12 protein-coding genes and 3 tRNA genes are annotated in these 13,998 nt (G+C 44.2%); 6 read left to right on the forward strand and 9 right to left on the reverse strand.

All coding sequences use genetic code 11. From position 1 onward, the window contains the following. A tRNA-Asn gene (locus tag L876_RS0117760) sits at positions 1-76 on the reverse strand. 752 nt (positions 77-828) lie between these two features. Between L876_RS0117760 and uvrB the strand changes: the two genes are divergently transcribed. Beyond that, a complete protein-coding gene (gene uvrB / locus L876_RS0117765) occupies positions 829-2,847 on the forward strand; it encodes an excinuclease ABC subunit UvrB (RefSeq protein ID WP_028765031.1) in 2,019 nt (672 codons plus the stop codon). 84 nt (positions 2,848-2,931) lie between these two features. Here uvrB and rrtA read toward each other — a convergent pair whose 3' ends face one another. Both rrtA and queC read right to left on the reverse strand, forming a co-directional pair. Then, positions 2,932-3,516 carry a rhombosortase gene (gene rrtA / locus L876_RS0117770; protein ID WP_028765032.1) on the reverse strand — a complete coding sequence of 195 codons (585 nt, stop codon included), beginning with the start codon at positions 3,514-3,516 and terminating at the stop codon, positions 2,932-2,934. Next, a complete protein-coding gene (queC, locus tag L876_RS0117775) occupies positions 3,510-4,193 on the reverse strand; it encodes a 7-cyano-7-deazaguanine synthase QueC (protein WP_028765033.1) in 684 nt (227 codons plus the stop codon). Before queC ends, rrtA begins: the two co-directional genes overlap by 7 nt. Positions 4,194-4,363: 170 nt before the next feature. Here queC and queE point away from each other — a divergent pair, with 170 nt between their 5' ends. Beyond that, positions 4,364-5,032, forward strand: a complete 669-nt coding sequence (gene queE / locus L876_RS0117780; RefSeq protein WP_028765034.1) for a 7-carboxy-7-deazaguanine synthase QueE — start codon at positions 4,364-4,366, stop codon at positions 5,030-5,032. Here the strand turns inward: queE and L876_RS0117785 are convergent. From L876_RS0117785 to L876_RS0117795, 3 genes are all read right to left on the reverse strand, one after another. Further along, on the reverse strand, positions 5,029-6,090 hold the full coding sequence (locus tag L876_RS0117785) for a PLP-dependent cysteine synthase family protein (RefSeq protein ID WP_028765035.1): 1,062 nt from the start codon (positions 6,088-6,090) through the stop codon (positions 5,029-5,031). The two genes, queE and L876_RS0117785, sit on opposite strands and share 4 nt — an antisense overlap. A 497-nt stretch (positions 6,091-6,587) precedes the next feature. Beyond that, positions 6,588-6,672 (reverse strand) — tRNA-Tyr (locus tag L876_RS0117790). A gap of 30 nt (positions 6,673-6,702) precedes the next feature. After that, positions 6,703-6,787: transfer RNA gene (locus L876_RS0117795), tRNA-Tyr, on the reverse strand. Positions 6,788-6,912: 125 nt separating this feature from the next. Here L876_RS0117795 and L876_RS0117800 point away from each other — a divergent pair. The 3 genes from L876_RS0117800 (at position 6,913) to L876_RS0117810 (ending at position 10,088) form a co-directional block, all read left to right on the forward strand. Further along, positions 6,913-7,401, forward strand: coding sequence for a VC2046/SO_2500 family protein (locus L876_RS0117800; RefSeq protein ID WP_028765036.1), 489 nt, complete (start codon positions 6,913-6,915; stop codon positions 7,399-7,401). 75 nt (positions 7,402-7,476) lie between these two features. Then, the gene (locus tag L876_RS0117805) at positions 7,477-7,764 is read left to right on the forward strand and encodes a DUF406 family protein (RefSeq protein ID WP_028765037.1); all 288 of its coding nucleotides are present in this window, start codon (positions 7,477-7,479) and stop codon (positions 7,762-7,764) included. A 152-nt stretch (positions 7,765-7,916) separates the two neighbouring features. Then, a complete protein-coding gene (locus tag L876_RS0117810; RefSeq protein WP_028765038.1) occupies positions 7,917-10,088 on the forward strand; it encodes a sensor domain-containing phosphodiesterase in 2,172 nt (723 codons plus the stop codon). Between the two features lie 64 nt (positions 10,089-10,152). Here the strand turns inward: L876_RS0117810 and L876_RS0117815 are convergent, their stop codons facing one another. Both L876_RS0117815 and L876_RS0117820 read right to left on the reverse strand, forming a co-directional pair. Beyond that, positions 10,153-10,641, reverse strand: a complete 489-nt coding sequence (locus tag L876_RS0117815) for a YchJ family protein (protein ID WP_028765039.1) — start codon at positions 10,639-10,641, stop codon at positions 10,153-10,155. Further along, positions 10,638-11,204: a YybH family protein gene (locus L876_RS0117820; protein WP_028765040.1), complete on the reverse strand. Its 567-nt coding sequence runs from the start codon at positions 11,202-11,204 to the stop codon at positions 10,638-10,640. The genes L876_RS0117815 and L876_RS0117820 overlap by 4 nt, the downstream gene beginning before the upstream one ends. 253 nt (positions 11,205-11,457) lie before the next feature. Between L876_RS0117820 and L876_RS22070 the strand changes: the two genes are divergently transcribed. Beyond that, positions 11,458-12,039 carry a Smr/MutS family protein gene (locus L876_RS22070; RefSeq protein WP_051413182.1) on the forward strand — a complete coding sequence of 194 codons (582 nt, stop codon included), beginning with the start codon at positions 11,458-11,460 and terminating at the stop codon, positions 12,037-12,039. Between the two features lie 70 nt (positions 12,040-12,109). Here L876_RS22070 and L876_RS0117830 read toward each other — a convergent pair whose 3' ends face one another. After that, the gene (locus L876_RS0117830) at positions 12,110-13,951 is read right to left on the reverse strand and encodes a M2 family metallopeptidase (RefSeq protein WP_028765041.1); all 1,842 of its coding nucleotides are present in this window, start codon (positions 13,949-13,951) and stop codon (positions 12,110-12,112) included. Positions 13,952-13,998 lie beyond the last annotated feature (47 nt).

The following is a 13,998-nucleotide window of genomic DNA, read 5'->3' on the forward strand; positions in this document are numbered from 1 at the left end:
TGGCTCCCCAGACTGGACTCGAACCAGTGACATACGGATTAACAGTCCGCCGTTCTACCAACTGAACTACAGGGGAATCGTTAAAGCAACTCGTCGTTGAAGACGGAGCGCATATTAAATCGCTCTTACACACGAGTCAACTCAGGTAAGGGAAAAAAGTGTAATTATGCTGTTAAGTGCTCAACTAACGCGCATCGTGTCGAGATAGTCATCAAATTGTTTATCTTATCTGCAGTTTCTCATGTTGTTAGGCTAACTGCCTGTTCATTAATTAATAAATGGCTAATTTAAGTGGCTGAATTCTTAATAAGGTTTCAATTGTAGTAAAATTACATAAACTAACAGCTTCAGCATTTTTTAATGATATACGCTTAAGGCCACGGTTTTACTACGTTTGCGTAAGTTATCCACTAAATCTGTGGATAAACCTGTGGGTGATAAAAAAAAATGGCTGCCAAAGCCCGATGGCTGTTGAAATGTGGTTAAAAAGCGTAAAATTTACTTGAAATATATAAAGTGTTAAATTACAAGTGGTTATGGTTAAGCGATTCGGTAAAGTGTTTAGCTACGTTCTGTTACATTTATGTAATGTTTTTCTGTGCGGTTGTTGTGCATTAATCTCCCCAATATTGGCGGTTTTGGTCTGTTTTTTGTTCAATTATTTGCAATATCCCCTTTGTATTAAAGTTTCATGTCAGTTTTATGTAATGGCCTTATCAATGGGGCTACTTTATCTAATTGCTACCTTGCTGATATTTATCTCATCACTCCATTGGCTAACGTCAGTGAGTCAATTACTATAGAAGGCTAAAGATTATGGAGGTCTTTGTGAGTGAATCCCCGTTTCAATTAGTCTCACCATATAAACCAGCTGGCGATCAACCTAAAGCCATTGCTCAACTCGTTGATGGCTTAGAGGCTGGATTAGCGTGCCAGACCTTGCTGGGTGTGACTGGCTCAGGTAAAACTTACACAATTGCCAATGTGATTGAGCAGATGGCACGCCCGACGATTATTATGGCGCCCAACAAAACATTAGCGGCGCAGCTCTATGGCGAGATGAAAGAGTTTTTCCCCCATAATGCGGTGGAGTATTTTGTTTCTTATTATGATTATTATCAGCCAGAAGCTTACGTTCCCTCAACCAACACATTTATTGAGAAAGATGCCTCGGTTAATGCGCATATCGAACAGATGCGTTTATCAGCCACAAAAGCCCTGCTTGAAAGAAAAGATGTGGTACTGATCGCCTCGGTTTCTGCCATTTATGGTTTAGGTGACCCAGATTCATATTTGAAAATGCTATTGCACCTGCGTCAAGGTGATTTCATGGGGCAACGGGAGATTTTAAAGCGTCTAAGCGAATTGCAATACACCCGTAATGATATCGAACTGCAGCGCGGCACCTATCGTGTACGCGGAGAAGTTATTGATATCTTCCCAGCAGACTCAGAGCGTGATGCCATTCGCGTGGAGTTGTTTGATGATGAAATTGAGCGGCTGAGCTTATTCGATCCGCTCACCGGCCATATTTTGCAACGTATTGCGCGAACCACTGTTTACCCTAAAACTCACTATGTGACCCCAAGAGAAAAAATCTTAGCGGCGACCGATCATATTAAGCAGGAGTTAAGAGAGCGTAAGCAATTTCTGCTGGATAACCATAAGCTCGTTGAAGAGCAAAGGATTTCTGAACGAGTTCAATATGATATTGAAATGATGACAGAGCTAGGTTACTGCTCTGGTATTGAAAACTACTCTAGGTATTTATCGGGACGCAGACCCGGTGAAGGGCCGCCAACGCTGCTTGATTACCTTCCCGCAGATGGCTTACTTATCATTGATGAGTCGCATGTTACCGTGTCCCAAATTGGTGCCATGTACAAGGGCGATCGTTCACGTAAAACCAATTTGGTTGAATACGGCTTTCGTTTACCTTCAGCCTTAGATAACCGTCCACTTAAATTTGAAGAGTTTGAGGCGTTAATGCCGCAAACCATCTTCGTTTCTGCAACGCCAGCGCAGTATGAGCTAGATAAATGTGAAGGTGAAATTGCCGAGCAGGTGGTTAGGCCAACAGGATTACTTGACCCTGAGATTGAGGTGCGCCCTGTTGGCATTCAAGTCGATGATCTGCTGTCAGAAATCGGAAAACGTGTCGCGGTCAATGAGCGGGTTTTAGTCACTACGCTCACTAAGCGTATGTCAGAGGATCTTACTGAATACTTGGATGAGCATGGGGTTAAAGTTCGTTACCTGCATTCAGACATCGATACTGTAGAGCGGGTAGAGATCATTCGTGATCTGCGCTTAGGCGTGTTTGATGTCTTAGTGGGTATTAACTTGTTGCGCGAAGGCTTGGATATGCCTGAGGTCTCTTTAGTCTGTATTCTCGACGCCGATAAAGAGGGGTTCTTGCGCTCAGAACGCTCATTGATCCAAACCATTGGCCGTGCTGCTCGCAACTTGAACGGTAAAGTGATCCTTTACGCTGACAAGATCACCAAATCAATGGAGAAAGCGATTGGCGAAACAGAAAGGCGCCGAGCCAAACAGCATCAGTTTAATATCGACAACGGGATTACGCCTAAAGGGGTGTCCAAGTCGATTACAGATGTGATGGATGTTGGCGAGCAAAATAAGCATACCGCAAAGGTGCTGCCAGCCTATCAACGGGTGGCTGAACCTAATGCAAAATACCAAGGCATTGATGCGGCGAGTTTAAGTCATCAAATTGATCAGCTTGAAAAGCAGATGCACCAACATGCTAGGGATCTTGAGTTTGAACAGGCGGCAGCATTGCGTGATCAGGTGCACGAGCTACGAGAAGCGTTAATTAAAGCCTAAATTATCGTAAAACACGTCGCGAAGAAAAGTCTGCGCGACGTGTTCGGTATCTAAACGTTATCTGTTTCCATTCGTCGGTATGGGCTATTTGGCTAATTTGCGAAATGCCCAGTAGCCAATAAAGCAAAGTATCCCCGTTACCACGCCGATAAGGTGTGACTCTGTTGCCACTCGCGCGTTGATTAACTGGGTGATTTGCTCTGTGGCACCATAATATTGCTCATAAATGACTTTGACACACACGCCAGCAACTAGCAGGTAGCCGGATCTTAGTCCTTTCTGGATATCCCTGAGTGCGCCGAAGGTAAAGAGTCCGTGCAGCATGCCGCTGAGTCCGACATAACCTAACAAGCTTGGGAAGAAAAGATACAGCCCAGCTCCTTGAAGCAAGCAGAGGCCAATAAACAACAGCGTAAAATTACTCAGCCGATAGTGGCACTCATGTAAGAAAGCGATAACCCAAAGGCCCGCGAGATTCATAACCAAATGCCAGTGATTGGTATGTAACAAGTTTCCCGTAAGTAGCCGCCACCACTCGCCATGACCAATCGCAGTGCGACGATAAGCCAGCTGCGAGTCTAATGGCAAAAAATAGAGTAGGGTGCACAACAGAGTGATAAACATCACCACTCCATAGGGGTTTGCACCGCTCTTAAGTTTGTTTAGCATGTTGCATCTAACTGCGCTAACACAGCGCTTTTATTGTCTAGATAATCTTGAAGGCCTTTACTGCGTAGCAGACAAGCAGGACAAGTGCCGCAACCAGAGCCTATGATACTGTTATAGCAAGTCAGGGTGTGATCTCTAACTAAGGTTAAGCTGTCATACTTATCGGCTAAGGCCCAAGTCTGTGCTTTATTTAACCACATTAATGGTGTTACCAGGTTTAGTGGTCTATCCATACCTTGCTCTAACGCTGTTTGCATCGTTTTAATAAATTGATCGCGACAATCTGGGTAACCTGAGAAGTCTGTTTCACATACACCAGTGATCACGGCTTCAGCGCCGAGTTGGTAGGCGTAGATGCCAGCTAACGTAAGGAAAAGAATATTACGACCTGGCACAAAGGTGTTAGGTAATCCGTTTTCCATTAGCTCGTTTGACACTGCGATATCGTCTCGGGTAAGAGCTGAAATAGCTAACTCGTTTAATACGTTAACATCTAACACTTTATGGCTAGCAACACCAAGCTGTTGACCTAATGTTTGTGCAGTGATGATCTCTTCTCTATGGCGTTGTCCATAGTCGAAGGTAATGGCATGGACTTCATCATATTGATGGAGAGCTTGAATTAGGCAGGTTGTGGAATCTTGTCCACCACTAAATACAACAACAGCTTTTGACATAAATTTGGATTAGGTAATCAATGTTAGGCGCTAGTTTAACTGAGCCAGACAGGGATGCAAAATTTCTTGTGCGGTCAAAATTAGGAAAAGAGGCGCCATTTATCTGATTTATACTTGCTTGTGAGGCATAAATCTCTTATAAAAGCCGACCGATAACGATGAGGTTTAAAATGAAGTATCCGGTAAATGAAGTGTTTGAGACCATACAAGGCGAGGGCGTGTTTACGGGTGTGCCAGCGATCTTTGTTCGCCTGCAAGGCTGTCCTGTTGGCTGCGCGTGGTGTGACACTAAACACACATGGGAAACCTTAGCCGAAAATCGTGTCGATCCCGCGTTAGTCATTCAGGTCGACGGAGAAGTCGGCCGTTGGTCAGAACTCGGCGCAGGGGAGCTGATTGATGCGCTTAAGCAAAAAGGCTTTACCGCTAAACATATCGTCATTACTGGTGGCGAACCCTGCATGTATGACTTACAGACACTGACTCAGATGCTTAGTGAAGCGGGCTTTCAATGTCAAATTGAAACCAGTGGAACGTTTGAGGTGAAATGCGATGATAGAACGTGGGTGACCGTATCGCCAAAGGTTAATATGAAAGGCGGCTTTGAAGTGTTATCTCAGGCATTAGAAAGAGCCAATGAGATAAAGCATCCCGTTGCTAAAGCCTCTCACGTCGCCGAGTTAGATGCGCTGCTAGAAGGGATAGTGCTCGACAGTAAAACTATTTGTCTACAGCCCATTAGTCAGAAGCCTCGTGCCACCGAGTTGGCAATGAAAGTCTGCATCGAACGTAATTGGCGACTATCGATACAGACTCATAAATACTTAAATATTGATTAAGTTAACTGACCAGATTGATTAAATTGCATTAACTGCGCCTCGTATTGGCTGATATCACCTATTTGCTGCGCAACCCAATCGGTGTTGTAGTAAGTGTCGAGATAGCGTTCTCCCGAATCACATAACAGGGTCACGATTGATCCTGTTTGATTCTTTTTCTTCATTTCACAAGCCAGTTGTAACGCACCGTAGAGGTTAGTTCCTGTTGAGGGACCCGCTTTACGGCCGATTAACGCCTCTAGCCAATTCATGGTGGCGATGGATGCAGCATCTTTAACTTTAACCATGTTATCAACCACGCCAGGTATAAAGGATGGCTCGGCTCTTGGCCTGCCAATCCCTTCTATACGACTGCCTTGAGTACAAGTGACTTGGTCATCACCACTGTGGAAATAGTCAAAAAATACTGAATGTTCTGGGTCAACCACACACAGTTTGGTCATTTCTCTTTGGTAGCGAATATAACGGCCTATGGTGGCTGATGTGCCGCCAGTCCCAGGACTCATCACTATCCATGTGGGCACCGGATGAGGCTCTCTCTGCATCTGCTCGAAGATTGAATTAGCGATATTGTTGTTACCGCGCCAATCAGTGGCGCGCTCAGCATAGGTAAACTGGTCCATATAATGACCAGATAGCTCATCGGCTAATCGTTGCGATTCGGCGTAAATCTCACTGGAGTGTTCTACAAAATGGCAACTTCCACCATAAAACTCGATCTGCTGGATCTTCTTTTTTGCTGTAGATTTAGGCATGACCGCGATAAATGGCAGTCCCAGTAAGCGGGCAAAATAGGCTTCAGATACGGCAGTGCTGCCAGAAGAGGATTCAATGATTGGGGTATCTTGTTTTACCCAGCCATTACACAAGGCGTAAAGAAAAAGCGATCGTGCTAAACGATGTTTCAAGCTGCCTGTAGGGTGGGTGCTCTCATCTTTAAGGTAGATGTCAATCCCGGTCAGGCAGGCAATATCCAATTTGATCAAGTGGGTGTCTGCACTGCGTTGATAATCGGCTTCAATTTTAGCGATTGCTTGGTTTACCCATGATCTTTCCATTGTTATTCCTGTAACGAATTGATTAAGAAATATGAACTCTATTGCTTGGACATTAATACCGTAACTGAAGGTACTTTATAAAATGATAGCACCACAGCAGCCCCCAATCTTGATACGTTGCGCCTCAAAAAGGGAATTAAGGTAACAAGATCCACCATCTTAGATAATCGCATCATACTCAATTTAAAAAGGTAATTCAGTAGTTGGTATGTAAAGTATGTGGTAGGGATGTTACGACAGTAAGCTGGGGAGCTTGGCAAGCTATATAGTGACATTGAGGTTATCAATTACATGATGCACTGTTTATGCGTGTGGCTTGTTAAGTAACGGGCGTGCTTATTTGTTGATTGGATAGCTGATAATGGACGGTAATAGCAGTAAACGAACGGTAATAGCAGTAAACGGACGATAATAACAATAAAGATTATAAGGTGCTGGTTTGGATATTGTTTTTGTAGATATGTTACGAAGAGATACTTTGAGCGAAGAGTGCGAAATGGTGGAGGGAGAAGGATTCGAACCTTCGAAGGCTGAGCCGTCAGATTTACAGTCTGATCCCTTTGGCCACTCGGGAACCCCTCCACGAATATCTCTATATCAAATTGCCGCAAATGGTGGAGGGAGAAGGATTCGAACCTTCGAAGGCTGAGCCGTCAGATTTACAGTCTGATCCCTTTGGCCACTCGGGAACCCCTCCTCAATTGCGGCGGCAATAGTAGTCAGAAACAGCCGCAGTGTAAAGGCCATAATTGAAATTATTTCTAAAGTTTCTGTTCAAGCGGTCGATTAAATAGCAACAGGCTGTTTAATCGATGTTTTTTTATGCAAACAACGCAAGTATTACTTTCAGAAGCTCATTTAGGCACCAAACTCAATCACGCCATCTCTGGTGAGCGTAGAGGAGAGTTCGGTTTGCTGTTGGCAATGTTGTCGGCCGATGCGCGTGACATGGCACAGTTCCATCTTAAAGGTTCGGACAGAGAGATTGAGCAACGTTTACATGAACAGTTTGAACTGCCTAAATCGCAGCCGCTATTAAGTGATATGTCTAAAGAACAGGTGATAGATCATAGCCTAGTATTTCAGCAGCAGGGGCTCGCCGCATTTCACTTATCGCAATGTTTGCAACCAGAGGCCGTCGTAACAAGGGGGGCTGTCCCGATAGAGGTGAGCCAAGTATTGGCAAACTGTTCATTGGTTAGCAAGGCTAAATATACGGGTGATCTGACAGATGAGGATCTGTCGATTAATACGCCGCACTTTGTTGACCAGCTCGTTCAACAGCGCTTACTTGCAGAAATAATTGTTTAGTTATGAACTGCGTCTCGAACTCATAGGCCAGTTGATACTATAATTACGCCTATTAACACCACATAGAAGTTAACGATGAAAAACATTCAAAAAGCACAGTCAAATTTAGTGAATGACACCTGTACAGATTGCGGTAGTTACGCCGATATTGGTGCAGTGATTGACGAGTATGATACGCAATTAGTCATTGAAAGAGTTGGAGACGATGCCAAGGAACAAGCACAGCAATTAATTGATCTGGCTTGCAAACGATTTGGTGACCTTCAGTGCTTAGTTTCCGAAACTGAAGGGGGCGTAAGTCTCACTATCACGTTTAACTACAGTGCAGAAAAAATGATCTTCCAACTTGAAAATAACCTTTGATTATTATCAAGATATTAGTATTGAAAAGCCTATGGCGCATGGTGTAGTCTACCGTCGAATAGCAAAAAAATAACATCAGTGAAACTTTTGGCTGTCATTTGACGGCTTTACCTCAGCAGCAACCATTTTTCCGCTGCTGGCTTTAGGATGATATGAGCAAACGCCAATACCAATACCTGTTAGAGTCGATCGTGAACTCGGTAGAAAAACAGGAAGGACAATTTGAAGAAACCGCTCAGTTAGCCGTTAGTCTGCTCACTGACGCGCTTCCTATTGGCGGTGTCGGTGTTTGCCTATTTTCAATCGATCGTGATGAGACTGTTATGGTTGCCAATACAGGTCTTATCGATACCCATTCGTTGATACGTCCGCGTCCCAGCCTTTGTCCCCATTATCTCTCGCTATTAAAGTCTGAACGGGTAATCGATGCCATTGATGTTAAGCATGAGCAAAGACTTACAGAGCTCACTACCGCGTATTTTGACAACACTCCCGTTGCGAGGACACTTGATGTTGCCATTCGTATTAATGGCCATTTAGAAGGCGTACTTTATCTAGAATGTATAGAAAACAATGAGTGGAGCGATGCTGAGGTTCACATCGTGGCGCAGGTCGCCGATCAACTAGCACTCACGTTGGCCACGCAGCGGGCGTATGCGACAGATGAACGCCTAGCGCTCTTCTTTACTGCTGTAGAGCAGTCTGAACAGATTAATATGGTGGTAAATTTGACCACCAATGTGGTCGAATATCTGAATGGTGCACACCATGCCGTCTCGGGTATACCGAAGCATAAAATTGTTGGTAAAACCTTAGATCACCTCGACTTCTTTAAGCAATCTCCAATACAGGCGAATCAGGCGTTGGCTAACGCCAAAATGGGCAGTCCAGCAAAAGGCAATGCGAAAATTGTAAGGTCTGATGGTCTGAGCTATTGGCTAAGATATTCGGTAAAACCATTTACCACGCCACGCGGTAATCATTATGCTTTAATCACGGCCGAAGATTGCTCTGAGGAGCGTCAATACCAGCAAGAGTTAGAGCGGCTAGCTTGGCAATGTGGATTAACTTCACTCTACAATCGAAGTTATTTTAATCGTGAATTAGAACGAATTGTATCGGGTCATTTAATGCTTATTGATCTGAGGGGGTTTAAACGTTTCAATGATACCAATGGCCATCAGAAGGGCGATAGGATGTTGATTGAGATGGCCCGGCGTATTAAGCATTTTGCCAGTTGTAACGATACAGAATTAGTTGCGCGGGTGGGCAGCGATGAGTTTGCCGTGGTTGTTGAAAGTATTAAAAACCAAGACGAGTTGCAATACGCCATCAAGCGCTTATATCATCAGCTCAATTTGCCAGTAAAAATTGGCCATGAGCACTTTGAGGCAAAACCTGCATTATCTGTGGTACATATTGACACCCTTGAGCCGTATTTTCCTCCGATGACCTGTGCCGACATCGCCATTCAATTTGCGAAAAAGAAACAAGGTGACGCGATACAGCTATTCAATAATGCCTTGCTAAATACATTTAAGACAGATGCTAAAATTGAACGTGATCTGCAAACTGCACTGAAAGGTCGTGAGTTTGAGTTGTATTATCAGCCACTTAAAGATTTAAAACAGCGTAAGTATATCGGGGCTGAAGCGCTTATTCGCTGGCACCACCCCAAGAGTGGTGTGTTATATCCAGGCGCCTTTATCGATATCGCTGAACAAACAGGTATGATTACCGCAATCGGTGAGTGGGTGTTAGAAGCGGCTTGTAAACAACTCAATTTATGGCAGCACCATAACCTGAATCTCTCCATGCACGTTAACGTCTCGGCTAAACAGTTTTTTAGTGCGAGCTTATATGATCAGGTGTGGCAGCTAGTTACGCGATATCGACTTAAACCAAATACGCTAATTTTAGAGATCACCGAAACCGAGTTGATGGAAGATGTGGTTTATGCGACCAACCTGTGCAAAGAGCTTGCTGAACTAGGTGTTGGGTTGGCGATAGATGATTTTGGTACCGGTTACAGTTCAATGCGTTACCTAAAGCAGTTTCCAATCTCTAAATTAAAAATAGATCGCTCTTTTATCTCTGATTTAGGTGTGAGCCATGAAAGCCGCGAAATTGTTAGCGCCATTATCGCTATGGCTTCGGCGCTTAACATTTCATTGACTGCCGAAGGGGTAGAAACCACTGAGCAAGAGCAGTTCTTATCTGGACTCAATTGTCATCAAGCCCAAGGGTTTCTCTATAGTCCAGCATTAAGAGAAGCTGAATTTAGTGCGTTTTTAGAAGAGTCGTTATTACAGAAATTGCATTAGTGCATTGCAGCGCCTTACGCTGATAGGTGTCAACAAAGGGCTTGTTTTACTCATTTTCGATGGATTAATTTGCTAGTGCGATGCAACACTGTTTGAACTTTTTACCACTGTGACACAAACAAGGCTCATTTCGCTTAGGTAAAATAGCGTTAAACTGCTGGCCTTCGGTATAAAGCCATTTGCCATTTACCCATTTAAACTGTGAAACTTCATGGATAGCATCGAGCTTTCCATTTTCAAGATACCAAGCTTGAAATGTTACTAGCCCTGTTTGCCCATTCTTTTTAGCGTTTATGATCTGTAGACCGTGCCAACGGGTTTGATTATCACTATCTAATATGGCTCGGGTCAAGCCATTGAGAAAGTCAGGATGATGGGTTGCGATAAGGTAATCATGGCGCCTTAATACAAAGGCACTGTAGCGGCTGCGCATCAACAATTCAGGGTGGCTAGGAAGATCGCCTTGATGAAAGCGGTGACAGCATTCAGCATAGGAAAGACGCTGTCCTAGTATGTCTTGTCCACAAGGACATAAGTTAATGGGCTGATTCATTGTTTGTTGTCTGACACTACTTCAGTAAACTGGCTGCCATAATACAAATTTGGTGAGGGCTTCGCATTAAAATAAAATGAGGGATCTGAGCGGTTATTGGTATCAACGGTTAGGTACCATTTCCCATCAGCTTTCTTCTTGGACACGGTAACGAACTTGCCAGCGAATTCACTGACGGGCTCTTCGGTTTCTTTTGGCGGGTGGAACCGGATCAAGTAATAACCAATATCGGTGGCATTCTCAACTTCCATTTGACGCTCTACCACGCGAAAGTCCACCTCAATACGAGCATTTTTATGTTTGATTTTGCCAAAAAAGGTTCGGTATAGATCAACAATATTCTCTCGACCTATAGTGATCTCTTTGCCTTGCTGCTCGGGTATGTAACAGGCATTCTCAGCGTACATATCTTCGATAACAGACGCATCAAGCTGGTCAAAAGCACTACTAAATTGGGTGTAAAACCGATTAAGGGCTTCATTATCACTGGCCTGACTCTGTGCCTGAACTTGAACAGCACAGAGCGTTATCAAGGTGAGTAAAGCTATTCTAATAAAATTCATTTAGCCATTCATTTCTGCTAATACTGACGTCACTATAATTGATGGACTTATTATTCGAAAGTGTTAGTTCTTTACAAAGTGTGTATCGGCGGCAATATGAATAAAATATCATCAAGAGTAGCGCTTAGTGAGGGCAAGCATATTGGCTAATTAGTCATCATCTGTATTTAATAGGTTGGATATGCGTTGAGCCTATGGATAATTTCAGCTAGATTTTGCTTATTGCCCACGCGTTAACTTAGGAGTCCATGTTATGGATAGCACAGAGTCTGCGCTTTTTCTCGCATCAATGGAAGATGTCGTTCCCTTAAAAGGAGAGCGGCGTGTGCCTACTAGTGTCGATCGCGAAGAGGAAGTACGCCGGTATCAAGCTGCGAAACGTCTGCAAGCGATCGGTTTACTCAATCACGACGTGTCGTGCATTACACCTGTTGACTCGCTGGCAGAGCTAAGTTTTCGAAAGCCTGGAATTCAGGGACAGGTTTTTAAGTTGTTTCGCCAAGGAAAATACCCTGTTGACGCTCAACTATCGCTAAAAGGTGTTGGGTTGCCGTTAGCTAAGGAGCGGCTATATGATTTTATTGAGAATGCTAAAGGAATGGGGTTTCGTAATGTCAGTGTGGTACACGGCACTGGCATAAATAATAAGCCCTTTCCAGCATTGGTAAAATCGAGTGTGGCCCAGTGGCTGAAGTCCTTGGATGGGGTTCTTGCTTATCACAGTGCACCACAGTTTTTAGGCGGAATCGGTGTCACACTAGTGATGTTGGTCAAGTCTGATGAGGCAAGATTAGTGAGCCGTGAAACCAATCACAAAGGAGTCAAGATTCGTTAACCTGCACTAAATTAAGAAGCCCCGCAATGCGGGGCTTCTTTTAAGGTGGTTACAGTTTACTGGGTAACCACTACCAGCCACATTGTCTATTGGCTGACTTGTTTTGGTCATCTAGCCATACTTTTAACGGAGCAAAGTAATCGAGTACGGCTGTTGCATCCATGCCTTTATTGCCGGTGACAACGGCTAAAGCTTCTGGCCATGGTTGGCTTTGGCCCATCTCTAACATGGTGTTAAGTTTAGCACCGGCTTCCTTATTGCCGTAGATGCTGCAACGATGGACAGGTCCTTTATCCCCTGCAACATCGCATAATGCTTTATGGAATTGAAACTGTAATATATGCGCTAAGAAGTAGCGCGTGTAGGGCACATTGCCTGGTACATGGTATTTAGCTCCAGGGTCGAAGTCCGATTCATCCCGTGTAATCGGCGATTTGACTCCTTGATACTTTTCTCTGAGCTCCCACCATGCCTGGTTGTATTGTTCTGGTGTAATTTCGCCACTAAAGACTTTCCAGCGCCATTGGTCAATCATTAAACCGAAGGGAAGGAATGCGACTTTATCAAGTGCCTGCTTTAACAGTAGGCCGATATCTTTAGATGCATCAGGGACTTCATCAAGTAAGCCAATCTGTTTTAAATAGTTGGGTGTGATGGAAAGTGCAACGGTATCGCCAATGGCTTCGTGGAATCCATCGTTTGCGCTATTTTTAAAGATAAAAGGTTGCTCTTTATACGCGCGCTGATAAAAGTTGTGACCCAGTTCGTGATGGATAACGGTAAAGTCTTCAGCGGTTTTTTGGATACACATCTTAATGCGTATATCATCGAGATTATCTAGATCCCACGCCGAGGCGTGGCAAACAACATCTCTATCTTCTGGCTGAACAAATAGTGAGCGACTCCAAAAGGTGTCTGGCAGTGGCTCGAACCCTAATGATGTAAAGAAGCTTTCGGCTTGCTTAACCATCTTATGTTCATCATAACCCTGTTTAGCCAATAGTTCGGTGACGTCATATCCGGGATCTGCGTTATCTGGTGCAACGGAATCGTAGATATTACCCCATTGTTGTGCCCACATATTACCAAGTAAATGGGCCGGTATTGGACCATTATTCGGTGCAACATCATCGCCATATTGTTCGTTTAACTCGCCGCGAACATAGCAATGAAGCGATTCATATAAAGGTTCAACTTGACCCCAGAGGCGATCGAGTTCAGCCGAAAATTCATCTGGCTTCATATCATATTGGCTACGCCACAGTTCAGACAGGTTGGCGTAGCCAAGATCTTTTGCGCCTTCATTCGCGAGCTCAACTTCTCGCTCAAACAATGGACGCATAGGTTTTGCGATATCACGCCATCCTTTCCAGACTTCTAATAACTGGGCTGGATCTTTTGACTCACCCATGATGCCTGATAGCTGTGGTTGGGTGAGGCAACGACCATCTTCGAAGCAGTATTTCCCTTTACCGTATAAGCCATTTAATTCAGCACTGATGTTTGCAAGCTCGGCATTTTTGGCGGGATCTAAGGGGGCGGGTAGGACCAGTGAACTGCGCAAGATATTAAGCTTACGCTGACTTGCTGAGTCTAAATCGAGGTTGACATAATTAGCCGCTTGAGTGGCTAATTGTACCGATGTCGCGGTTTGGCGCTCAGCAACCGATGCTGCGAGGGCAGCTGTATCTTCGGTGATAAAATTACTGTAGATCCATTCGGCTCTATTTTGTTCTATCGATAATGCCGCCAAATCAGTTTCAGCTTTTGCTAAAAAGTCATTAGCTTCTGCCACGGCATCTTTAGGTTGGCTAATCGCTGATGACTCAGCCTGTGTATTACAGCCACTAGTGGCTATTGAAAGTGCTATGGCTAACGATAAGTGCGACAGTTTTGTGCGTGCGGTGATCATCTTACCTTCCTTTGTTATTTTTCTGTGGCATAGTTTACGCAGTTTTG

Origin of the sequence: Shewanella colwelliana ATCC 39565, assembly GCF_000518705.1 — a bacterium.
Lineage (GTDB): Bacteria > Pseudomonadota > Gammaproteobacteria > Enterobacterales > Shewanellaceae > Shewanella > Shewanella colwelliana.